This window comes from Comamonas sp. wu1-DMT (genome assembly GCF_040187805.1).
Lineage (GTDB): Bacteria > Pseudomonadota > Gammaproteobacteria > Burkholderiales > Burkholderiaceae_C > Comamonas > Comamonas thiooxydans.
The window spans coordinates 1-22,497 of sequence record NZ_JBANEM010000037.1 but is presented as its reverse complement, the minus strand read 5'-3'; the positions used below and the strand labels follow the sequence as shown (position 1 = coordinate 22,497).

The 22,497-nt window shown below is 62.4% G+C and carries 18 protein-coding genes and 1 pseudogene; 12 read left to right on the top strand and 7 right to left on the bottom strand.

The features are described from left to right. The 6 genes and pseudogenes from V8Z78_RS26615 to V8Z78_RS26590 all read right to left on the bottom strand — a co-directional run. A pseudogene (locus V8Z78_RS26615) lies at window positions 1-220 on the bottom strand (acetaldehyde dehydrogenase); the annotation flags it as partial. A gap of 22 nt (window positions 221-242) precedes the next feature. Continuing rightward, a complete protein-coding gene (locus V8Z78_RS26610; RefSeq protein WP_223305701.1) occupies window positions 243-1,217 on the bottom strand; it encodes a Bug family tripartite tricarboxylate transporter substrate binding protein in 975 nt (324 codons plus the stop codon). A gap of 14 nt (window positions 1,218-1,231) precedes the next feature. Then, complete coding sequence (locus V8Z78_RS26605) at window positions 1,232-2,209, bottom strand: Bug family tripartite tricarboxylate transporter substrate binding protein (RefSeq protein WP_046461840.1); 978 nt, start codon at window positions 2,207-2,209, stop codon at window positions 1,232-1,234. Window positions 2,210-2,275: 66 nt separating this feature from the next. Beyond that, window positions 2,276-3,067, bottom strand: a complete 792-nt coding sequence (gene mhpD, locus V8Z78_RS26600; protein WP_003071375.1) for a 2-keto-4-pentenoate hydratase — start codon at window positions 3,065-3,067, stop codon at window positions 2,276-2,278. Window positions 3,068-3,080: 13 nt separating this feature from the next. Further along, window positions 3,081-4,046: a 3-carboxyethylcatechol 2,3-dioxygenase gene (locus V8Z78_RS26595; RefSeq protein WP_349732480.1), complete on the bottom strand. Its 966-nt coding sequence runs from the start codon at window positions 4,044-4,046 to the stop codon at window positions 3,081-3,083. A 2-nt stretch (window positions 4,047-4,048) separates the two neighbouring features. Then, the gene (locus V8Z78_RS26590) at window positions 4,049-5,818 is read right to left on the bottom strand and encodes a bifunctional 3-(3-hydroxy-phenyl)propionate/3-hydroxycinnamic acid hydroxylase (RefSeq protein ID WP_003071381.1); all 1,770 of its coding nucleotides are present in this window, start codon (window positions 5,816-5,818) and stop codon (window positions 4,049-4,051) included. Window positions 5,819-6,021: 203 nt separating this feature from the next. Between V8Z78_RS26590 and V8Z78_RS26585 the strand changes: the two genes are divergently transcribed. The 7 genes from V8Z78_RS26585 to V8Z78_RS26555 all read left to right on the top strand — a co-directional run bounded on the left by V8Z78_RS26585 (window position 6,022) and on the right by V8Z78_RS26555 (window position 16,660). Then, window positions 6,022-6,930 carry a DNA-binding transcriptional regulator gene (locus V8Z78_RS26585; protein WP_237704533.1) on the top strand — a complete coding sequence of 303 codons (909 nt, stop codon included), beginning with the start codon at window positions 6,022-6,024 and terminating at the stop codon, window positions 6,928-6,930. 453 nt (window positions 6,931-7,383) lie between these two features. Beyond that, a complete protein-coding gene (locus V8Z78_RS26580) occupies window positions 7,384-7,905 on the top strand; it encodes an RNA polymerase sigma factor (RefSeq protein ID WP_003071386.1) in 522 nt (173 codons plus the stop codon). 119 nt (window positions 7,906-8,024) lie between these two features. Beyond that, entirely contained in the window at window positions 8,025-9,047 is a 1,023-nt protein-coding gene (locus tag V8Z78_RS26575) for a FecR family protein (protein ID WP_179626798.1), read from the top strand. Between the two features lie 244 nt (window positions 9,048-9,291). Then, the gene (locus V8Z78_RS26570) at window positions 9,292-12,036 is read left to right on the top strand and encodes a TonB-dependent receptor (RefSeq protein ID WP_349732479.1); all 2,745 of its coding nucleotides are present in this window, start codon (window positions 9,292-9,294) and stop codon (window positions 12,034-12,036) included. An 83-nt stretch (window positions 12,037-12,119) separates the two neighbouring features. After that, window positions 12,120-14,633: a PKD domain-containing protein gene (locus tag V8Z78_RS26565; RefSeq protein ID WP_349732478.1), complete on the top strand. Its 2,514-nt coding sequence runs from the start codon at window positions 12,120-12,122 to the stop codon at window positions 14,631-14,633. Between the two features lie 70 nt (window positions 14,634-14,703). Continuing rightward, a complete protein-coding gene (locus V8Z78_RS26560) occupies window positions 14,704-15,309 on the top strand; it encodes a biliverdin-producing heme oxygenase (RefSeq protein ID WP_349732477.1) in 606 nt (201 codons plus the stop codon). Next, window positions 15,302-16,660, top strand: coding sequence for a tetratricopeptide repeat protein (locus V8Z78_RS26555; protein ID WP_349732476.1), 1,359 nt, complete (start codon window positions 15,302-15,304; stop codon window positions 16,658-16,660). Before V8Z78_RS26560 ends, V8Z78_RS26555 begins: the two co-directional genes overlap by 8 nt. Before the next feature lie 129 nt (window positions 16,661-16,789). Here the strand turns inward: V8Z78_RS26555 and V8Z78_RS26550 are convergent, their stop codons facing one another. Then, window positions 16,790-17,734 carry a LysR family transcriptional regulator gene (locus V8Z78_RS26550; protein WP_279086690.1) on the bottom strand — a complete coding sequence of 315 codons (945 nt, stop codon included), beginning with the start codon at window positions 17,732-17,734 and terminating at the stop codon, window positions 16,790-16,792. A gap of 115 nt (window positions 17,735-17,849) precedes the next feature. Between V8Z78_RS26550 and V8Z78_RS26545 the strand changes: the two genes are divergently transcribed. From V8Z78_RS26545 to V8Z78_RS26525, 5 genes are all read left to right on the top strand, one after another. Continuing rightward, window positions 17,850-18,827, top strand: coding sequence for a Bug family tripartite tricarboxylate transporter substrate binding protein (locus V8Z78_RS26545; protein WP_034363697.1), 978 nt, complete (start codon window positions 17,850-17,852; stop codon window positions 18,825-18,827). Window positions 18,828-18,829: 2 nt separating this feature from the next. Further along, a complete protein-coding gene (locus V8Z78_RS26540) occupies window positions 18,830-19,879 on the top strand; it encodes a 4-hydroxythreonine-4-phosphate dehydrogenase PdxA (RefSeq protein ID WP_046461833.1) in 1,050 nt (349 codons plus the stop codon). A 60-nt stretch (window positions 19,880-19,939) separates the two neighbouring features. Further along, on the top strand, window positions 19,940-21,112 hold the full coding sequence (locus V8Z78_RS26535) for an L-rhamnonate dehydratase (protein ID WP_003071411.1): 1,173 nt from the start codon (window positions 19,940-19,942) through the stop codon (window positions 21,110-21,112). Between the two features lie 11 nt (window positions 21,113-21,123). Next, window positions 21,124-22,053 carry a dihydrodipicolinate synthase family protein gene (locus V8Z78_RS26530; protein ID WP_280031470.1) on the top strand — a complete coding sequence of 310 codons (930 nt, stop codon included), beginning with the start codon at window positions 21,124-21,126 and terminating at the stop codon, window positions 22,051-22,053. Between the two features lie 114 nt (window positions 22,054-22,167). Further along, on the top strand, window positions 22,168-22,497 hold a 330-nt coding region (locus tag V8Z78_RS26525), incomplete at its 3' end, for an aldehyde dehydrogenase family protein (RefSeq protein WP_349732475.1).

Below are 22,497 nucleotides of genomic sequence, written 5' to 3'. Positions count from 1 at the left end.
AGTCGATCTCTGCAAACCCGGGCATGCGCGTGAGGCCTTCCACGCCTTCGTGGGTGGTGGCCACGCCCATGCGGGCGGCGCGGGCCAGACCGTCGGAGTTAGGGTCAATGCCGACCATGGCGCCCATCTCGATGTTCTTGCCATGGCGCAGGATCTTGATCATCAGATCCGTGCCGATATTGCCGCTGCCGATGATGGCGGCCTTGAGTTTGCGCGTCATAGCGTTTACCTTCAGAGAAAAATCAGTCGATACCAGCTCCGCTGGACTGGATCAGCGGTGCCCAGCGTGCGATCTCGCTGTGGATGAATTGCTTGAATTGCTCCGGGGTTTGCGGATAGGCCTGCATGCCCTGGCTTTCGAAGCGTTTCTGTATGCCCGGGTCCTGCAAGGCTGCGACCAGGGCACGGTTCAATGTCTGGACCACTGTGGCAGGAGTTCCACTTCGCACGGTTGCACCGAACCACACGCCTGCATCGATTCCGGACACTCCCAGCTCCGCCATGGTGGGAACATCGGGCAGTTGGGGACTGCGTCTTGCAGAGGCAATCGCCAGCGCGCGCAGCTTTCTGCCCCGGATCAGCGCTTCGGTTGAACTCGTGGGATCGAACATGAAGTCGACCCGGTTTGTCATCACGTCCTGCAGTGCCGGCACCGAGCCTTTGTAGGCCACATGAGACATGCTTCCACCGGTTTTGCTGCGAAACAGCTCCCCCAGCAGGTGGCCGATGGAGCCCAGGCCTTGTGATGCAAATGTCAGGCCTTGCTTGCTGCTGCGGGAAAGCGCCACCAGCTCGCTCAGCGTCCTGACGGGACTGTCGGCCGCAACCACGAGCACCAGAGGAGAGGTGACCAGAGACGTTACCGGCTCGAAATCCTTGACGGGGTCGTAGGCAAATTTGCGAAACAGCGTCTGGTTGATGGCAAACATGGCGGTGCCAGCCACATACACGGTGTGACCATCGGCTGCCTGTTGAAGCACGGCGCTGGCCGCAATCTGCCCTCCTGCACCAGGCTTGTTGTCAACAATCACGGGCTTGCCCAGCTGATGGGCCATGTGCTGACCGAGGGCTCGGGCCATGACATCGCTGATGCCGCCGGCGGAAAACGGCAGCACGAGTGTGACGGGCTTGCTGGGAAAGGCCTGTGCCGCGCTGAGGCCGCCGATCGTCAGGCTGCCCAAGCCCAGGGCCGACTGCAAAAGAGTTCTACGATGCAAGATTGGCTCCCTGCTCACTCGATCGAAGCGCCGCTGGCCTTGACCAGAGGACCCCATTTGGTCAGTTCCGACTGCATGAAGCTGCCAAACTGGGCCGGGGTTGAGGGGAAAGCCTGCATGCCTTGATCGGCAAAACGCTTGACCACTTCGGGGTCCTTCATGGCCTGGTGGATGGCATCGTTCAGACGTTCAACCACAACTGCGGTCGTGCCTGTCTTGACCACAGCCCCGAACCACACACCGGCATTCACGCCGGATACGCCGAGCTCGGCCAGGGTCGGCACCTCAGGCATTTGTGGCGAGCGCTTGTCGGCCGCAATCGCCAGGGGCTTGAGCTTCTTGCCGGCCACCAGAGGGGCGGTGGTGATAACCGGGTCGAACATGAAGTCCACCTGTCCCCCCATCACATCCTGCAGCGCGGGTGCCGAGCCTTTGTAGGCCACATGATTGAACTTTCCACCCACCTTGCCCCGAAAGGTCTCTCCGAGAAGATGTCCGATGGAGCCCATGCCCTGCGAGGCGAAGTTCAGTCCGTCCTTGCGGCTCTTGGCCTGGGCTATGAGTTCCTTGACGCTGGTCAGTGAACTATTGGCAGGAACGACAAGCACCAAGGGCGAAGCAATCAGCGACGTGACGGGGGTGAAATCCTTCAGCGGGTCATAGGAGAAATTGCGAAACAACGAGGGGTTGATGGCAAACATCTCGGTGGCACCGACATACAGGGTATGGCCGTCGGCCGCTTGCTGGCGCACATAGGCGGCAGCAATCTGGCCGCCACCGCCGGGCCGGTTGTCAACGATGACAGGCTTGCCAAGCTGCTCCCCCATCTTGCTGGCCAGCGCACGAGCCACCGCATCGGTGATGCCTCCGGCCGGGAAGGGGACGACCATGGTCACGGCACGGTTGGGGAAATTCTGCGCGATGGCGGGTGTACCCACGCAGGCAGCGAGCGAGGCAGCACCGGCTGCGAACAATTGACGTCGGTTCCACATGATTTGTCTCCTGAATAATCGTTATGAGCAATGGAAAACGGGGGCGGGGAATGCTTTCGAGAAGATCTAGCCTTCGAACTGCGCGCACACCGAGCCGATGCCGCTGATGCGGGCTTCGAAACGATCGCCGGCATTCACGGCGACCATGGGACCCAGGGCGCCGGTCAGCACGAGGTCACCGGCTCGCAGCGCCTGGCCGAGACTGGCGAGTCGGCGGGCCAGCCAAACGGCGGCATTCAGGGGATGGCCCAGGCAGGCTCCACCGGATCCGGTGGAGACGACATCGCCATTGCGCGTCATCTGCATCTCGCACAGCTTGAGATCCAGTGCGTTGAGCGCAGTCGGTACGGCGCCCAGCACGACCAGACCGCTGGACGCGTTGTCGGCCACGGTGTCAATGAAGCGGATGTTCCAGTCGGCAATGCGGCTGCCCACGATCTCGATGGCCGGAAGCACATAGGCGGTGGCGCTGATGACATCCACCAGCGTGGTGTCGGGCCGCTCCAGATCCTTGGCCAGTACCAGCGCCACCTCGGCCTCGACCTTGGGCTGAAGCGTCCGCGACAGGGGCACGACCTCATCGTCGCCATAGAGCATGTCGGCGAACAGCGTGCCGAAGTCGGGTTGGTCTACGCCCAGCTGCTTTTGCACGGCAAGGGATGTCAGCCCGATCTTGCGACCCACGATCCGGCGGCCCTGACTCAGTGCATATTGCACATTGGCCAGTTGCACGGCATAGGCGCTGTCGTTGTCGGTGATTTCCTCGCGCAGGGGAGCAATGGGGGTGGCGGTGGCTTCCGCGTGGCGCAGGCGTTCGGCCCAGGCCTGTATTTGCGTAGTGGTCGGCATGGCAGTCATGAAAGAATGAGGATCAGTGGTGCATGAACATCACGCCATAGCCCGCAATGAGCGATGGAATGGCGCGGTAGGTCCGTACCGGACAAGGCAGACGGGTGTTGGCAGGCAGGGCGGACCGCGCCGCCAGCCAGGTCTTGGACTCATGGGCAGAGTTGCCGGCCGTGGCGCCGATCGAGGCTTCGCTCATCTCACATAGGCCGTCCAGCTGGCCGCTGGCCATGGCGTCCATCCATTGCAGATCCCACTCGGGGTTGAGCGGCTTCATCCAGCTGTCGCCATTGGCCAGAGCCAGACCGGCGGCCTTGACGCGCTCGGTCTTGAGCTCGCGCTCCTGCTCTGTGGGGGTGGAGCGGACAGTAATGCGCTCGCGTACGGCAGGGTCAGGATGGGCCAGTGTCGGGACGGGAGGCTCGTGCGACAGCCCGCCCGAACCAATCAGCAGTGCGCGCAGCGGCAACCGGTCGAGAAAGCTGCCAATGCCTTCTCCCAGTGCCTTGCATCGGGCCATGCGTGCAATACCGGGTTGGGCTACTGCGTTCATGAAGATGGGAATGACAGGCGGTGTGTCCATCTCGTCCCCCCACAGAAACTGCAGGGCCTGCGAAAAGCCGTGATCGACCCACATGCGCCGCGACACCGCGATATCGAAATGTTTGTCCATCAGGTGGTCGGCCAGCGCTATGGCCAGTTCTCCTGCCACATTGAGGGGGCCGGCTGGGGACAGATAGTCGCCCACGGCCGTTGCCTGGCTGCCGATGCAGAACGGCGGCATCAGCTCATTGAAGAAGCCGTTGTAGTGATCTGGCCCCAGCAGCACGATGAGTTCTGGCGCGAACTCATGAACGGCCGCGCGCGCCGCAGCAATCGCCTTGTCGATAGCGATCTGATCGTCTGCAGCGACAGGATTGAGACCGAGCAAAGGCGAGTGCGACATGCCAAGAAATGCCCGGCGCGCAGTGGCGATGGCGCTACCACTCATCTTCATGCCTCCAGTGGAGAATGCAGTACCCGGGCCATCTGACGGGTGACAGTGCTGACCTCCTGCGGAGATGCCAGCGCCGCGACAAAGCGGTCCGGGCGCACGAACACCACCGACTTGCCCTGGGCGCTGAACCAGTCCTTGAGGCGGCCTTGTTCGTCGCCGACGGTCAGCACGCCATCGCGGGTTGGCGTTGGATGAAGCAGCTGGCCAGAGGGCATGGCACGAATGAAGCAGGCGCCAAGGCGCTGCCAGAAATTCAGAGCCTCTTCGTCCATGCCATAGCTGGGGTCCGTACCCCAGGCCAGAATGCAGAAATTCAGTCCAACAAAGTCATCCAGCAGGCCAGAGTGGCCATTTGCAGTGGCAACACGAGGCTGAATGAACATCCGGCCTACGGGACTGGACGCTGCCGTCTCCAGACCATGCACCAGACGCCCCACCAGAGACTCCTTCTTTTCCGCCATCAGGCCCAGAAGGCGGCTCAAGGGCGTGTTGCCCGAGCGGTCCAGCAGGCCTGCGAACGGTGTCCTGGCTCCTTGATTGCCGGTGCCCGTGTGGTGCAGCACCACGCCCTGCTCGTAGCGCGGCATGGGTTTGAAGCGCATCTCGGCGAAGTACTGCTTGACTGGCGGCACAGCGTTCAGGGCAAGCATCACCGTGTCGCGTACTTTGGCGGCGGTATGGCTTTCAGGGGCAAAGATGTCACCTGCCACTTCAGACAAATGGATCATGCTGCGGGCATGGTCGCGGCGTTCCTGTTCGTAGCTATCCAGCAGGCTGCTGCTGGCCTCTCCCTTGATGACCATGGCCAGCTTCCAGGCGAGATTGCTTGCATCCCGCATGCCGCTGTTGTAGCCCTGGCCCTGCCAGACCGGCATGATGTGCGCGGCATCGCCTGCCAGCAAGATTCGCCCGACCCGAAACTGCGCCGCCAGCCGTGCGTTGTGCGTATACACGCGCTTGCGGATGTAGTCGACCTTGTCTGGATCAGCGACGACCTTGCGCATCAGCTGGGCAAGATTCTCCGGCTTTGAGAGCTGCTCTTCGGTCTCCCCGGGCATGACCATGAATTCAAAGCGGCGGATGCCATGTGGCAGGGCTGCAGAGACGTAGGGGCGCTCCGGGTCGCAATGCATGTCGATATGAGGGGTTCCCAGGGGGTCATTGCGTACATCAACAACAATCCATTGATTGGGTTTGGTGCGGCCCTCAAAGGGCACGTTCAGCGTGCGACGCACCAGACTGTTGCCTCCATCGCTGGCGACCAGGTACTTGGCGCGCAGTGTGCGCTCTACGCCCTCGGAACTCCTGAGAGTGGCGGTGACGCCAGCATCGTCCTGGGTAAAGCTGTGCAGCTCCTGACCCAGCAGTACCTGGACCTGTTCAAAGCGCTGCAGACCCCGGTACAGGATGTCGTCCACCTGAGGCTGGATGAAGGCATTGCGGCGGGACCATCCGTACTCGTCGGTGCGAGGTTCGATCGAGGCAAAGCACTGGCCGCTGGCGGTGTAGAAGCGCATCCAGTGATGAGGGGTGATGTGTGCCTGTACCTGATCGGACAGACCCGCCGCCTGCAGCGTGCGCAGCGATTCGTCGTCAATGCCGATGGCTCGGGGGTAGTCAATAATCTGCGGCAGCTTCTCTGCCACGATGACGCGTACGCCAGCCATCCCCAGAGTGTTTGCCAGTGTCAGCCCTACCGGGCCAGCGCCAATGATCAGGACATCGGCATCGTCTTGACTCGCTTGGTTTTCTTGGGGGGCGTTCATTTTCAGTCTCCGTATTGGGTGAGCGCATCGAGTGCTGTTTTGATAATTGTCAAAACACTCGAGGAGTCTGAAAACAGTGTGCACCTGGTGCACATATTGCTAGGTGCATACCCTTGCTGTCACCGCTTGCGCCGGCTACCAATCAGTTGAAGTGAGACTCGCAAGGTGGGCGTCGGGGTGATGAATGGCAAAGCTGCGCGCGGTTGAGCATCGAGTCGGGAATATTCATTGAGCGCAGCAGCAGAGCACCCGGCGATTGCGCCGTATGGTTTGCGGTATTCATACTTGGGAACTCCCAAGAAATCTTCACTTTTGAGCACAGTCCCATGAATGACTACAAGGATGTACGCAGCTTGTCGCGAGGCCTGGCTCTGCTGCAGGCAATGAATAGAGCCCCTGGCGGCATCGCTTCAACCACGGCACTGGCACAGGCATGCGATATTCATCGCACCACCGTCAAGCGATTGATGGAGACCTTGCGGGCGGAGGGTTTCGTGCGCAGGGGTGAGAAAGACGGGCAGTACTACCTGACTTTTGCAGTGCGCAGCCTTAGCGAAGGGCTTGTCGATGATGCCTGGGTTGAGCAGGTCGCACTACCGCTGATGCGTGCTGCCGTGCCCGAGCTGCTTTGGCCTTGCGATCTGGGGACCGTGGAAGGCGGCTTTATGGTTGTGCGTGAAAGCACGCACCGTTTCAGCCGGTTGTCTCAGCATCGCGGCATGATCGGAGAAAAATTGCCGCTGTTCTTCACGGCTATGGGACGAGCCTATCTGGCGTCTTGCACCAAAGATGAGAAGGAAGGCTTGCTTTCGTTGCTCGCTCAGCGTGACGATGCGACTGGTGCCATGGCAAGGGATAGAGCATCGGTAGAGCGTTTGATTGAAGAGACGCGCCAGCGAGGATATGGCATCAGCGATGGTGATTGGCATCAGCAAGCGCCGTTTGGAGCGGTCGCGGTGCCATTGAAGTGTGGACGTCGTTTGATCGGAGGTCTGAATCTGGTCTTTCCGAAGTCTGCTGTCGCCAGGGAAGAGTTGCTTGCCCGCTATCTTCCCCGACTGAAGAAGCTGGCTGTGCGCATGGGCAAGGATGTGGCGCCTTGGCTGGACTAGATGTTCAACCGGGAGGGTCTGGTTTTCGTGGGACTTCATATCTTTTCAAGCCGCTCTCGAGTCTTCGTGCGAAGCAACTGCCTGCTTCGGGTATCCCTATAGTTGTCGTACCTTCATTCAGAACCAGTCATCCCGCAGATATTCACAGCTGACCGCTTCAGGCAGGTTGAAGCGTCAAAGCGAATGGCAGCCGATGTTGACATCAGACATTGAGCGCAGCAAAGACAGATTCGACAGTCGATAGATGACGAGCGATCTACAAAAGCGGCTCGGTTTCAAGTGCGTCGAAGTCCCGAGTAGAAGCAGGTCTACCGAGGTGCTGTCTCTTTGGAGGCGCGAGAGAAAAAATTCCGAGGGACTGTCGCCATCTAGAACATCAGCTTCGGGGAGCAGTCTGTGCTGCTCGGCAAGGTGTAGGCTTCATTGCTTCATGAATGAGATTCATTCTCAATCATGGATACAATCCACGTCTTCATCATGTCCAGCGATCCTCAAAGTATCTTCATTGCCCACCGCCGGGAATTGCTGGCCTGGCTCACCTACCGCGTGCACGATATGCATGTGGCTCAGGACATGCTGCAGGAGATTTTCCTGCGCTTCATCGAGGTCACGGCGGTTGCGCCTGTGCAGGATGCCCGGGCGTATCTGTTCCAGATGGCGCGCAATATGCTCGTCGACATGGCTCGCCAGCAGGAGGCGCGCAAGACCGCAGCGGTTGCGCCAGAGGAGCTGGTGCACATAGCGGACACCGCGCCTGGCCCGGATCAGTCGGTGGCTGGCCGCCAGCGTCTGCTACAACTGGCTGAGGCTCTGCAGGAGCTGTCGCCGCTTACTCAGGACATCTTCATGCGCGTGCGGGTGCAGGAGCAAAGTTATCAGCAGGTGGCGGATGCGCTGAAGATCTCCACCAGCTCGGTGCAGAAGCATCTGGCGCGGGCCTTGGCCCACGCCATGGCGCGCTTGCCGCTTCACTGAAGCTTTGCAGTGTGTCAGAGCTCCAGATGCTTGTCTTGGATGAGAATTACTGGTTTGCCAATGCTTGAACGTCTTCCCATCATGCACTCCAATCGTTTGCATTCAGACAGCAGTTTTTTGTGAATCCTTCATCTCAATCCACATCCCTGCACGATGCAGCTGAAGACATCCGCCTGCAGGCTGCCGCCTGGCTGGTACGTCGTGCGGACGAGGGCTGGCTGCCTGAGGATGAACAGGCCTTGCAGCTTTGGCTGAATACGGATGCTTCAAATCGCCAGGCTTATGCCCATGCCCAGCGCATCTGGGCCGAACTGGGGGCGCTGGGACAGTCGGGGCTGCTGCCAGAGCAGGGCGCAGAAATGGTTTCGGAGAGAAAACCTTTGCTGCAAGGAATCGTGCAGCGACGCATGCTGTGGAAAGGTGCCGGGGCCGCAGTATTTGCTGCAGGTGCCTTGTGGGTGGGGGCCGGCAGCCAGATCATGCTGGCTTTTGAGGCTGACTACCGCACCGGGGTGGGAGAGCGGCGCGAAGTGGCGCTGCCCGATGGCAGCCGCGTGCACCTGGGCGGCGACAGCGCCGTGGCCGTGCGATACGACACGCGACAGCGACATGTGGCCTTGCTTCGCGGCGAAGCCTTGTTCGATGCGAAGCCCGTGGAGGTGTCCGGTGGGCGCGATGCGGAGAAGCGGCCTTTTGTGGTTGCCGCGGCCGACGGGCGTACCCGTGCTCTGGGTACCCGCTTCATCGTCGAGCGATTGGACGAAAGAACTCAAGTGACCGGTGTGTTCCACCAGGTGGCGGTGTCGCTGGACCATGCGCCACAGGATGCCGTGGTGCTATCGCCAGGCCAACGCGTCAGTTATGACAGGCGGGGCATGACGCCTGTGCAGGATTTGAGCGAGGATGCCGGCCAGTCCTGGGAGCGTGGGCTGCTGGTCTTCGAGCGCATGAGGCTGGCCGATGTGGTGGATCGTCTCAATCGCTATCACTCGAGCCGCATTGTGGTGCGTGACCAGGTGCTGGCGCAGCGGCGCGTCAGCGGCGTCTTTCTGCAATCCGATGCGCCAGGGGCCGTGCAGGCCATCGCTCAGGAACTGGGGGCACAGCTGTTGCAACTGCCAGGGGTGGTAGTGCTCTTTTGATTTATTGAAAATAATTTTGATTCGTATTTACTGAATCTTGCGCGTCAACCGTCTTCTCTGAAGAGAGGCATCGCAGGCTGCATCCAGGAATTGGGCGTTGCGTCTGCCTTGCGGTCACAGAACTTCAGAGGACGCCATGAACCGATGGGCAACAGGGGCCGAAAGTGCTCTGCCGAAGACATACAGTCGCCAATTCAATGAATGCGCCAAGGGACGCCGTACGTCCATAGCCATAGCCATAAGCATGGCCTTGATGGGGCAGGCCTGGGCTGACGAAAATCCGGCCCTGCCTGCCGCGTCAGCACAGGACAATGCCGCTCAGGCGCGCGTGGATTTCGATCTTCCCAGAGGAGACCTTGGCCAGGCGCTGGTAGCTCTCGGGGCTGCGGCCGGACTGCGTCTGGTCTTCGATCCGCAAAAGTTGCAAGGTCTGTCCGCTCCGGCCGTACGGGGTGTGATGACGCCGGGCGAGGCACTGACCAGACTATTGCGCGACAGCGGTTTTGCGCCGGTGTTTGCGGGCAATGGGGTGGTAAGGCTGAAGCCTGTGTCTGGAACCAAGGCAGACGCAGCTGCTGCACTGGATGCAGAGGAGGGGGAACCACCTGGCCGTGTCATGCCAACCGTGCTGGTTCTGGCCGATGCCGAACGGGATGAGAAGGACCGGCAGTACCGCACGGCAGGCTCCAGCAATGTGCTCAAGCGCGAAGACATCGAACGCTTTCGCGGAACCTCGGTGGGCGATATCTTCCAGGGCACTCCCGGTGTGCTGATTGGCGAGAACCGCAACAGCGGCGGCCTGGATGTGAACATCCGCGGCATGCAGGGGCAGGGACGTGTGCCTGTGCTCGTCGATGGTGCACGCCAGGAAACGACGGTCTACCGTGGCTATGCGGGCGTCGCTTCGCGCTCCTATATCGACCCTGATCTGATCGGCGGAATACAGATTGAAAAAGGGCCTGTCATGGGCGCGCAGGGCACAGGTGCAGTGGGAGGGCTGGTCAGCGCTCGTACCCTGAATGCCGATGACATCGTGCGCCCCGGCCAGACCTTTGGTATCCGTCTGCGCGGCAGCCTGATCGGAAACAACAGTGGCTCGGCACCTGCACCGGGTACCAAGGCGGGGTTCAATACCGGAGGCAGTTCCAGCAACGGCACGGGAGGCGTCTATCGGACCAACTGCGTGATTGCCAGCCTGTGTGACGGCCCCTTCAACATTGCCAATGTGGTGCCACCCACCGAGAGCATGAACCGGCCCGGCCTGATGCAGGCCAAGAGCTGGGCTGGCAGCATCGCGCTTGCCAAGCGCTTCGAGAAAGCCGATATCGTCGCGGCCTACGCACGCCGCAGCCAGGGCAACTATTACGCGGGTACCAAGGGGCCGGTGCCCTCGCTGGATCTTTCGGAAACCTATAACCGCGGCTTCTATACCGAGGTGGTGCCCAAGGTGGTGGGGGCCACGCGTTTTCGTGGTGGCGAGCGCATTGTCAACACCAATCACGAGAACGAGTCGGTGCTGCTCAAGACGCGCTTGTACCTGCCCAACGATCAGGAGCTGGAAGTCGGCTATATGCGCTACACCAGCACCTATGGCGAGCTGATGCCATCCCAGCTGCTGTGGCTGGGTCAGGTGGCCCAGACTTCCAACAGCAAGGTGACCGCAGACACCTATACCCTGCGTCACCGCTGGAACCCCGAGAACAATGACTGGCTGAACCTGAGCAGCAATCTCTGGCACACCAACACGGACAGCCTGAATCAGAACTACTCGGAAGAGACCGTCAACGAGATGTTCGGCGCCGGCTCCGAAAACTACAAGCGCTGGGGCTTCGACGTCAGCAACAGCATGCGCTTTGGCAACTCTGGCGGCATCAAGCTGGACTACGGACTTGCCGCGCAGCTGGAAAAGGTCAACGGCGTTGCCACCGGCAATATGCTCAGCTCAGGCGGGCGCATGGGACGGCGCACGGAGTGGAGCCTGTTCACCGATCTTCAGTGGAAGCCGCTGCCCAGCGTGACCCTGGGGGCCGGGCTGCGCCATACCCGCTTCGAGTCGCGCGATGACAAGCCCATGCTGGTCAGCCCCGACAGCGCTTACTGCGTGGACAGCAAGGGCACAGGAAGCTGTGATCCCCTGATGATGAACAGCCGCAACAACGGCACATCACCCATGTTCAGTGCCCTATGGGATGTCACGCCCAGCGTGCAGCTGTATGCACGTCATGCACGTGGCATGCGCATGCCCAGCCTGTTCGAGACCACGGCGGGCTACTCCGTCTCTCCCTCGCAGGACATCCACCTCAAGCCGGAGCGCACGCTCAACCGCGAGATCGGCATCAACTTCCTCAAGGATGGGGTCTGGCGCAGCAGCGACAAGCTGCGCGCCAAGCTGGCCTACTTCAGCAACACCACCAAGGACTATCTCACCCGCACCTTCCCCAACACCTGGGAAGAAGGCTCCGGTCGCCAGTTCTTCACCCTGCGCAATATCGAAAGCGTGAGCTTCGACGGTTTCGAGGTCTCGGGTTCCTACGACATGGGGCCGGTCTTCATGGAGGCCAGCGGCACGCGCTATACCTTCATCGAGACCTGCCACTTTGGCAGTTTCCGGCGCTACACCTGCACCGACTACGGCATCGCCAACAGCTATGTCAACAACATGATTCCGCCCAAATGGCACGCCAGTGCCCTGCTGGGAGCGCGGCTGCTCGAGCGCAAGCTCACCGTCGGAGTGCGTGGCACCTTCATGGGCAAGCGCAATCCGACACCGGAGTTCAACAACGAAACCGCCCAGGGCTTCAACCAGGTCGTGCCGTGGCACTCGTATGTGCTCTGGGATGTCTTTGCCAGCTACAAGTTCAGCGACCGCGTGAACGTGGACTTCAACGTGGACAACGTGACGGATCGCTATTACCTGGACGCCCTGAGCCTGGGCATGGTCCCGGCGCCGGGACGCACGGCACGCCTGAGCGTGACCATGCAGTTCTGAGCGCGCATGGCACGCCTGTCAGCGTGCCTGCCTTCGATTCTTTCGCAGCATCAGCCTGCTTTATTGCAAAGGAAATTTCAGCCATGAAATTCTTGTCTCGCCATGTCCTTTGGGGGATTGGCCTTTCCATGCTCCTGGCCGCCTGTGGCGGTGGAGGAGGCGGAGGTGATGATGGTGGCGGCACGGGCAATCTCAACCGTCCCACAGCCCGTGTCACGGCCTCCGCTGCCACGGCGAGCGCCGGCGACACCGTCACTTTCGACGGCTCTGCGAGCACGCCGGCCAATGGCAGCACACTGACCTATCAATGGAAAGTCACGGAGCGCCCCGCTGGCAGCACGGCCGCGCTGGCGACACCGACTGCCGCTAGCTCCAGCTTCACGCCCGACCTGCCCGGCAACTACAGCATCAGCCTCGGTGTGAGCGATGCCGTGACCTCGAGCAACGAGGTCAGCGTCAAGCTGGAAGTTCGCAACCCCAACCCGGTGGCCGTGACGCTGCCAGAGCTGGCGCAACTGGTCAACACCACGGTGCAGCTGGACGGCACGGCCAGCCAGCCGCCCGCAGGAGGCAGCGCAGCTGACCTTCGCTTCAACTGGACGCTGGTGGAGAAGCCGGATGGCAGCAAGGCCGAGCTGGACAACCCTCATCTTTCCCAGCCGCGCTTTTTGCCCGATGTGGTGGGCCTTTATCGCGCCACACTGGTGGTCACGCATGGCAGCAAGAGCAGTCAGCCGGTGACGGTCAGGATCAACGCCAACCAGATGCACACGGCTCCGGTGGCCAAGGCCGGCTCCAATATCGACAATGCGGTGCGCGGTCAGCGCGTGCAGCTCGACGGCTCGGCCAGCACCCATGCGGAGGGCAGCAGCCTGCAATACCGCTGGTTCTTCGCTCCTGCGGGCCGGCCCTGGGGCTCACAGGCCGTGATCGAGGGCAGCAATACGGCCAGGCCGACGCTGACGCCTGATTTCGCCGGCACCTACCGCTTGACGCTGGTGGTGTATGACGGCACGACCACGGCTTTCAGCGGGGTTCAGGTCAAGGTCAAGAAGCCGGACGGCGCGCCCAACACCAAGCCCGTGGCCGTCATTTCCCGTCCCTTCGCCAAGTCTTTCGAAACTGAGCTGGGCACCTCCGTCGTCCCCACCGGCGTCTATTCGCAGGACAAGGACGAGGACACGCTGACGCGCGAGTGGACGCTGCTGTCCGCGCCTGCGGGCTTTGATGCTGCCACCAAATTCAACCCCACCTGGGGCAATTTCACCGGCACGCATTACGGCAACTACGTGGTGCAGCTGCGCGTGAACGACGGCAAGGAGTGGAGCGAGCCGGTGACGCAGGTATTTACCGTGCTCAATGGTGCTAATCGTCCGCCAGTGGCCAAGGCCGCAGTCATGGGGGGCGCGAGTGCCATTGGCGTGGGCACCACGGTCACGTTGACGGGCGAGGCCAGCACCGACCCCGACAACAACCGCATGAGCTATGCCTGGACCATGCTGGACAAGCCCGATGGCAGCACCGCCAAGCTCAGCAATGCAGCAGCCATGAACCCCAGTTTTGTGGCCGACAAACCGGGTCCGTACTCCTTCTCGCTGGTCGTGACCGATGAGCATGGGACGCCCAGCTCTGATGGTGTCTCCACCCTGGACACGCAGCTCAGCGTGATCGTCAAGACTAGGAACAATGCGCCCATCGCGCGTCTGGCGGCAGATGCTCTCTACACCCAGGAGCAGCCTCTGGTCATCGGGCAGACCGGCAGGCAGCTGCGCTTTGGCGATTCGCCAGACGCTGCCGATATCTGGAACAGCTTCCTGTTCAACGGCAACGGCTATGACCCGGATGGTGATACGCTGACCTATCTGTGGACTCTGTCGCGTGAACCTGCCGGCAGCAAGCTGCGGGCGCCTGAAGGCATCTATGTGTGCGGAAACACCGGCAGCAACCAGTGGCCTGGCGCGACGGTCTCCACGTTTGCCAGCTGGATCGAGAAGGGACTGGCCCTGCGTCAATGGACCTGCCCTGACCGTATCGGCATTGCACCCACAGTGGCTGGTGCCTATGAGCTGCAGCTGGCGATCAGTGACGGCATGGCCTTTGCCGGTCCTTTTGCCATGACGCTGCACGCCGCGGAGCGTCAGAACTATCCCAGCCTGCTGCTTGAATACCTGGGTTCGCCCACAAATTCGGGCACGCTGGGCGAGCAATCGCATCCCAACCGTCTACCACAGCAATTGTTCCCCTATGCGTCCGTACAGAACGCCTCATTCCCCATCTGGCAGCATGAGCTGAAAGGCGGTGTGCCGATGGCGGTGCAGCGCTATCGCCTGACGGCCTTCGGCGGCGACTACACCATCGCCGATCTGGCTGCGACTTCGGTGCAGAGCGGCTATGCACTGAGCTTCCAGGGTTTGAGCAACGCTCAGGTGATTCGCAAGGGCCAGACGGTGGAGTTCAGCCTGGTGATGCAGGTGCCGTCTCCCGTGCCTGTTGCGGCCGATCTGAACAAGGCCAGCGAAGGCATGCAATGGTCCTTCCGCATTGCCGAGAAGAGCGGCTGGACCTTCAGCCACAAACCCTTCATTTACCCCTATTGATGAAGGCGCAGGCGGGCACCGGATCTGGAGCAGGCGGTGCCCGCCTTTATGACGGAAAGCGAAATCTCCCATGGATACATCAACGATAGAAGCTGAGGGGCTGAGTGCTCTGCTGCGTTCTGCCTCACACGCCAGCCACGGCACGCTGGACAGGCGCATCATGGCTGCCAAGCCTTTTTCCAGCCGTGAGCGCTATGCGCAATTTCTGCAGGTGCAATATCGCTTTCACCGCGATGTGGCGGCACTGTTTGACCACCCGGAGCTCAATCGCCTGCTGCCGGGTTTGGTCGGGCGCCAGCGTCTGAATGCGGTCATCCAGGACCTGAGCGATCTGGGTCAGGCCCTGCCGCAGAATCTGGACGCACCGGTGTTCGCGCCGGGTGCTGCCGTGGACCTTGCCATGGCCCTGGGCTGGCTGTATGTGGAGGAAGGCTCCAACCTGGGGGCCGCCTTTTTGCTCAAGGCGGCTGCAGCGCTGGAGCTGAATGCCGAATTCGGCGCGCGTCATCTGGCACCGCATGCCCAGGGACGAGCCCCGAGCTGGAAGGCCTTCAGCGCCCAGCTCGATGCCGTGCCGCTGGACCCTGCGGCCAGGGGGCGTGCGGCAGCAGCCGCGCGAGCTGCGTTTGTAACGGTGCATGGCTATGTGCAAACGCATTGCGAGATTCATGTCTAGGCCGACCCGGCTGCCGTCCTGGACCGTGCAGGTGTCTCTGGTGCCGCTGGCGCTGCTGATCAGCGTGGCGGCAAGCCCGCCATTGCTTGCTCAGACTGCGCAGTGGCAGGGCCTGTACGACAAGGCCTTGCGCCAGCAGAACGAGCAGGCGTATGAACCCGCCGAGCAGAGCGCGCGTCAGGCACTGGAGCTGGCAGAGCAGCAACGCCAGGGGCAGCGGCCCTATATGGCCAGCAGTCTGAATCTGCTCGGACTGATCCAGCAGGCCCGCGGCCACAAGGCCGAGGCCGAGCAGTCTCTGCTCAAGGCGCTGGAGCTGAATCAGGCCAGCCTGGGCACGCATGCCAACACCGCATCCGTGGCCTGGAATCTGGGCAATGTGCAAAAGGCCATGCAGCAACCGCGCAAGGCAGTGCAGAGCTATCGGCGGGCTCTCGAAGTGGCACAGGCCCTGCCGGCAGATACCGTCTCGCTGGCGCTGCGCGAAAAAGCGCTGCAGGCCCTGGGTGATCTGCTCGCGAGTCTGGACGAACATGACCAGGCGCAAGCCTATCTGCAGCAACTGTCGGCCCTGCCGGTCGATGCTGCGGCCCAGGCCGATGTGGCGACCCGCGTGCAAGCCCTGTTGGCCCTGGCGCACAGCCAGGAGCAGCAAGGCCGCTTGCAGCCAGCGCAGCAGGCCCTGGACCAGGCAATGGCGCTGCTGCAGCGGGCAGGTGACGGCAGCAGGAGTCTGGTGCCGGTTTTGCTGGCCCGGGCCAGGCTGCACCACCGAGAGGGTGACGATGCGCAGGCTGCCGCGCAGTACGAGCGCGCCAGGGAGGTGCTGATGCAGCAGGATCCGCAAGCCCTGGTTCTGGCCCAGGTGCTTAACGAGCTGGGCCTGTGGCGGGCGCAGAACAAGGACTATGCGCAAGCCCATGCATTGTTCGAGCAGGCGCAGGCCATTGCCGACCGGCATGCACCCGATGTGCTGTGGCAGGCGCATCTTCTGGCCAGCCGTGCGCGCATGGCCGAAGCCCTTCGCCACGAGGAGCAGGCGCAGACGCTATATGCCCAATCGCTAGAGCTGTACCGACAGCAGGAAAATCCCGAGGCTCGGGTGGGCGAGGCAGGCGTGCTCAACGGCCTTGCCGGCCTGGCATACCGCAAGCGTCGTTTTCAGGAAGCGCAGCCCATGTTCATCGAGGCCTTGGGTCTGATGGAGCAGGCGCTGGGTGGCAGCGATGCACGCCTGCTGCCGCTGCTGGATAATCTTGCCGCCTTGCACCGCAGTCTGGGCCGGCCCGGCGAGTCGGAGCATGCGCGCCGGGCTGCGGCATTGCGTCGGGAGCTGGGCCAGGGCGGCTAGTGCTCTTCGGGCCTGAATGCGCAGCCCCGAGGCGAGGGGCTGGGCATTGCGCTTGAGGGCCAGGACACGGGGCGCCGGATCGGACCGGCCCTTGCGCAGAATCGACTTTTCTGGAGGCCAGGCCTTTGTTCAGGCCGCTGCGTCGTGACGGTGCAGCAGATCCAGGAACATCTGTGCCGATCGGCTGATAGGTCTATCCTTGCGTATCAGGCTGCCGTAGGCCTCCAGGCTGCGCCTTGTCTGATACGGCAGGATATGCAGCATGCCGTGGGCGGCATGAAGGTCCGCCACCGTACGCGGAATCACGCCCACCATGTTCGAGCTTCGCACCAGGTTGATGGTGGTGAGTATGGAGCCGGTTTCGATCAGGCCGCGTGGCAGCGGCAAACTGTGCTCGCGGAATTCCTGCTCTATCAAACTGCGCATGGGGCTGCCAGGCGGCTGCATCACCCAGCCATACCCTTGCAAAGCCTGCAGAGCGGGGCGCTGCAGCGACAGCAGCGGATGTCCCTCGCACACGATGAAGGCCAGTTGCTCGTCATCGATGGCGCGAAAGCTGCAATCGCTGCCGGCTTCATTGGTCATGCGCCCGACGACCACCTCCAGCACCCCTTCACGCAACTGGGCCAGCAAGCGATCACTGGTATCCACGGCCACTTCCAGCTCCAGCAGGGGCAGCTGCTTTTTCAGCTCCAGCAAGGCCTGGGTGAGCCGCCCGGGCGATGCGGCCATGATGCTGCCCACGGCCAGCCGTCCCGAGCTTCCCTGGCGCAGCTCGCCCAGTTCACGATTCAGGGCCTCGATATTGCCGCGCAGCGAACGGAAATATTCCAGCACCCGCTCTCCGGCCGCATTGCGCTGCAGCCGCCGGCCCACGCGCTCGAACAGGGGCTGACCCAGGGCGTCTTCGAGCTCCTGCAGCATCTTGGTGGCGGCAGGCTGGGTCAGGCCGAGCTCAGCCGCTGCCGCGCGCAAGGTCTGGCGCTCGTCGATGGCCAGTATCAAGGCCACCTGGCGCATGCGCAGCCGGTTCAGCAACTGTGGCGTGTTGTCGCGCTTGTCTATCGATCCCATGGCATGGCTTCTTATTGCTTCAGGTTATCGATTAATCAATAACTTTCAATTTACGCATATCAGCGCCTTCCCTAGCATCGGGCTGCGATGAAATAAAAAAGCCAAGGAGACAAATGTGCAAAGACGTCATCTACTTTCCATAGCCGCTGTGTGCGGCGCCGCCGTGCTGCCCTGGCAGGCCCAGGCCCAGGACTCTGCGAACTGGCCCGTCAAGCCCGTGCGCATGCTGGTGGGGTCCGCGCCCGGAGGCGGCACCGATGCCATGGCCCGCGCCGTGGCCGACAGGCTGGGGCCGCTGCTCAAGCAGCCGGTGATCGTGGAGAACCGGCCCGGCGTCTCCAACACGCTGGCCGTGGACATGACGGCCAAGTCCACGGACGGCCACACCATGGTCATGGGCGTGGTCACAGCCCATGCCATCGCACCGCATCTGCTCAAACTCGGCTATGACAACAACCGGGACCTGGTTCCCGTGGCCTTTGTCGGCTCCGTGCCCAATGTGCTGGTGGTGGGCAACTCCGTTGCCGCCAACACGGTGGCGGAGCTGGTGGCCATGGCCAGGAAGAATCCCAATCAGATTAATTTCGCCAGCAGTGGAACGGGCAGCACCCAGCATATCGCTGCCGAGGTGTTCAAGGATGCCGCAGGCATTCAGATCACCCATGTACCCTACAAGGGCAGCGCCGCGGCCCTGGTCGATCTGGTCAGCGGCCAGGTGCAGATGAGCTTCGACACCATGCCCTCGGTCATAGGCCAGATCAAGGCCGGCAAGCTGCGTGCTCTGGCGGTCACTTCGCCCCAGCGCAACCCTCAGCTGCCCCAGGTGCCGACCATGGCCGAAGCGGGTCTGCGCGACGTGGAAATCAGCGCCTGGTACGGCATCTACATGCCCTCTTCCACGGCCAAGGCGGTTCAGCAGAAAGTGCATGACGAGGTCAACAAGGTCATCTCCATGCCCGAGACCAAGACCCGCCTCGAAGCCGTGGGTGCCGAGCTGCGGCCCATGCCCCAGGCCGACTTCGGCAGTTTTCACCTCGCCGAGTACAAGCGCTTCGGCGACATCATTCGCAAGAACAACATCAAGCTGGACTGAGCATGAGCAAGGCTTCTCTTCCCGTTGTCGCCCTGACCCTGGGCGATCCTTCCGGCATCGGCGCCGAACTGATTGCGCGTTTGCTGGCCAGGCCGCAGGCCACGCAGCAGGCGAACCTGGTGCTGATAGGCGATCCCTGGCTCTGGGAGCAGGGCCAGCGCATCGCCGGACTGCAGGTTGCAACGGTTCCGCTGGCCGGCCTGTCCGCTGCGCGCGAGCGTGCCGATACGCGGCTGCCGGCCTTTGTGGCCGTGGACACGGTCGCCCAGGTCGATGTGGTGCCGGGGCAGGTGGGGGCGGCGGGCGGCCGCTCGGTGCTGCAGGTGCTTGACCAATGCATGGATGCGGCCCTGGCCGGTGATATCGATGCCATCTGCTTTGCGCCCTTGAACAAGCAGGCCATGAAGCTGGGCGGTCTGCGCCACGAGGACGAGCTGCACCACTTTGCCGAGTACCTGGGCGTGACCGGCTACTTCTGCGAGTTCAACACGCTGGGTGATCTCTGGACCTCGCGTATTTCCTCGCATGTACCCCTCAAGGATGTGGCCGGCTATCTGAGCCAGGAGCGCATCAGCCAGGCGGCCGAGCTGATCTACAAGGCCTTGCGCGCCAGCGGCCTGGCTGCTCCCAAGGTGGCGATTGCCGGATTCAACCCGCACAACGGCGACGGCGGCACCTGCGGCCGCGAGGAAATCGACATCATCGGGCCCGCAGTCCAGGCCCTGCAGGCGCGCGACTGGCCCAGCGATGCGCCGTTCCACGGCCCGTTTCCGGCCGACACCATCTTCCTCAAGGCCCAGGCCGGCGAGTACCAGGCCATCGTGACCATGTACCACGACCAGGGCCAGATAGCGATCAAGCTGCTGGGCTTCTCGCGCGGGGTGACGGTGCAGGGCGGTCTGCCGATTCCCATCACCACGCCGGCCCATGGCACGGCCTACGACATCGCAGGCCAGGGCAAGGCCAATGTGGAAGCCACCTGGCAGGCGCTGCAGATCGCCGCACGCATGGGGGCCGCCCACCGCGATCGCCAGGCTGCCCCAGCCGTCTGAGCCCGTTTTCCCGGCGGCTTGGGCCGCCTGTCCTTCCGACTCTTTTCTTTCGAGGTCTGTATGAAGATCAAGTCCGTCCGCGCCCGTGTCTATGAATGGAAGGGCAAGACCGTTCCGCCCCAGGGCAACTTCTGCTCCAACGCCATGGATCTGGTGTACTCCAACACCGAGTCCATGAGTACCTTCCGCTTTCATTCGTGGACCGTGGTCGAGATCGAAACCGACGACGGCATCATCGGTCTGGGCAATGTGGCCCTGGCGCCAAGAATAGCCAAGGCCATCATCGACGAGTACCTGGCGCCCCTGGTCATCGGTCAGGACCCTTGGGACTACGAGTACCTGTGGCAGCGCATGTACCGTGCCACCCATGCCTGGGGCCGCAAGGGCGTGACCATGGCCGCCATCTCGGCCGTGGACCTGGCCATCTGGGACATCCTGGGCAAGAGCGTGAACAAGCCCGTGTTCAAGCTGCTGGGCGGGCGAACCAAGGAAAAGATTCCCTGCTATTACAGCAAGCTCTACCGCACCGACCTGAAAGAGATGCAGGCGGAAGCCCAGAAATTCCTGGATCAGGGCTTCAAGGCCTTCAAGATGCGCTTCGGCTACGGGCCCGCCCATCTGCAGGAGGGTGTGAAGGAGAACCTCAAGTCCGTCGAGGCCATCCGCGAAGTGATCGGCTACGACACCGACCTGATGCTGGAGTGCTATATGGGCTGGAACCTGGAGTACGCCAAGCGCATGCTGCCCAAGCTGGCCAGGTTCGAGCCGCGCTGGCTGGAAGAGCCCGTGATCGCCGACGACATCGACGGCTACGCCGAGCTCAACGCCATGAACATCATCCCCATCTCGGGCGGCGAGCACGAGTTTTCGCTCTACGGCTTCAAGCAGCTGCTGGACAGGAAGGCCGTCTCCGTCGTGCAGTACGACACCAACCGTGTGGGCGGCATCACGGCGGCGCACAAGATCAACGCCCTGTGTGAGGCGTATTCCGTGCCTGTGATCCCGCATGCGGGCCAGATGCACAACTACCACCTGACCATGAGCACGCTGGCCTCGCCCATGGCCGAGTACTTCCCCATCTTCGATGTGGAAGTCGGCAACGAGCTGTTCTGGTACATCTTCGACGGCGAGCCGATTGCCGACAACGGCTTCCTGCAGCTGCGCGACGACGTGCCGGGCCTGGGCCTCACGCTCAAGACCGAGTACCTCGACCAGTTCCACATCATCGATTGAGGAGACGCAGCATGCCCGGACTCTCCAATCCCCGTTACCGGGGCATCTTCCCCGTCGTGCCCACCACTTTCCACGAGGACGGCACGCTGGACCTCGCCAGCCAGAAGCGCTGCCTGGACTTCATGATCGACTCGGGCGTCGACGGCCTGTGCATCCTGGCCAACTTCTCCGAGCAGTTCCTGGTCTCGGACGAGGAGCGCGAAACCCTCACGCGCACGGCACTGGAGCATGTCGCCGGCCGCGTGCCCGTGATCGTGACCACCACGCACACCAGTACCAAGGTCTGCGCCGAACGCAGCCGCCGCGCACAGGACATGGGCGCGGCCATGGTGATGGTGATGCCGCCCTACCACGGCGCTACCTTCCGCTTTGGCGAAGCCCAGGTGCAGGCCTTCTACCAGGGCGTGTCCGATGCCATCGACATTCCCATCATGGTCCAGGATGCGCCGGCCGCGGGCACGCCGCTGTCGCCCGCCTTTCTGGCCCGCATGGCGCGCGAGATAGCGCAGGTCAGCTACTTCAAGATGGAAACCGCCGGTGCCGCCAGCAAATTGCGCGAGCTGATCGCACTGGGCGGCGAAGCCATAGAAGGCCCGTGGGACGGCGAGGAAGCCATCACGTTGCTGGCCGACCTGGAGGCCGGCGCGACAGGCGCCATGACCGGCGGCGGCTTCGCCGATGGCATCCGCCCCATCATCGAGGCGCACCGCGCTGGCGACAAGGACAAGGCCTTTGCCGAGTACCAGCGCTGGCTGCCGCTGATCAACCACGAGAACCGCCAGGCCGGTTTTCTGGCCGCCAAGGCGCTGATGAAGGAAGGCGGCGTGATCGCCTGCGATGCGCCGCGCTCGCCCTGGCCGCCCATGCACCTCGAGGTGCGCCGCCAGCTCATCGACATCGCACGCCGGCTGGATCCGCTGGTGCTGCGCTGGGCCCGTTGAGTCGACTGTGAATACAGGAGCTGGTTGCGCTTTTTGATTCAGGAATTCAGCTGCTTTTCATGCTGATATCTATGAATAACAGGCGCAGCAAGCTCCTCTATCAAGAGCATATCCATGACCCCACATCTCAACCTGATCAACGGCCAGTGGACGGCTGCTGACAGTTATTGCCCCAACACCAATCCCAGCGATCTGTCCGATCTGATCGGCGCGTACGCCCAGGGCGGAGCATCCGATGTGCAGGCCGCCGTGGCTGCTGCCGCTGCCGCGTTTCCTGCCTGGTCCACCTCGGGCATCCAGGCGCGCTCCGACGCCCTGGACAAGATAGGCACGGAGATCCTGGCGCGCAAGGCGGAGCTGGGCGAGCTGCTGGCCCGCGAAGAAGGCAAGACCCTGCCCGAAGCCATTGGCGAAGTCGGCCGCGCGGGCCAGATCTTCAAGTTC

Bases quoted from the DNA above. Each gene is read 5' to 3' on its own strand.
- V8Z78_RS26605 (WP_046461840.1), bottom strand. From the start codon at position 2,209: ATGTGGAACCGACGTCAATTGTTCGCAGCCGGTGCTGCCTCGCTCGCT.
- mhpD (WP_003071375.1), bottom strand. From the start codon at position 3,067: ATGACTGCCATGCCGACCACTACGCAAATACAGGCCTGGGCCGAACGC.
- V8Z78_RS26595 (WP_349732480.1), bottom strand. From the start codon at position 4,046: ATGAGTGGTAGCGCCATCGCCACTGCGCGCCGGGCATTTCTTGGCATG.
- V8Z78_RS26590 (WP_003071381.1), bottom strand. From the start codon at position 5,818: ATGAACGCCCCCCAAGAAAACCAAGCGAGTCAAGACGATGCCGATGTC.
- V8Z78_RS26580 (WP_003071386.1), top strand. From the start codon at position 7,384: ATGGATACAATCCACGTCTTCATCATGTCCAGCGATCCTCAAAGTATC.
- V8Z78_RS26570 (WP_349732479.1), top strand. From the start codon at position 9,292: ATGGCCTTGATGGGGCAGGCCTGGGCTGACGAAAATCCGGCCCTGCCT.
- V8Z78_RS26565 (WP_349732478.1), top strand. From the start codon at position 12,120: ATGAAATTCTTGTCTCGCCATGTCCTTTGGGGGATTGGCCTTTCCATG.
- V8Z78_RS26560 (WP_349732477.1), top strand. From the start codon at position 14,704: ATGGATACATCAACGATAGAAGCTGAGGGGCTGAGTGCTCTGCTGCGT.
- V8Z78_RS26555 (WP_349732476.1), top strand. From the start codon at position 15,302: ATGTCTAGGCCGACCCGGCTGCCGTCCTGGACCGTGCAGGTGTCTCTG.
- V8Z78_RS26550 (WP_279086690.1), bottom strand. From the start codon at position 17,734: ATGGGATCGATAGACAAGCGCGACAACACGCCACAGTTGCTGAACCGG.
- V8Z78_RS26540 (WP_046461833.1), top strand. From the start codon at position 18,830: ATGAGCAAGGCTTCTCTTCCCGTTGTCGCCCTGACCCTGGGCGATCCT.
- V8Z78_RS26535 (WP_003071411.1), top strand. From the start codon at position 19,940: ATGAAGATCAAGTCCGTCCGCGCCCGTGTCTATGAATGGAAGGGCAAG.
- V8Z78_RS26530 (WP_280031470.1), top strand. From the start codon at position 21,124: ATGCCCGGACTCTCCAATCCCCGTTACCGGGGCATCTTCCCCGTCGTG.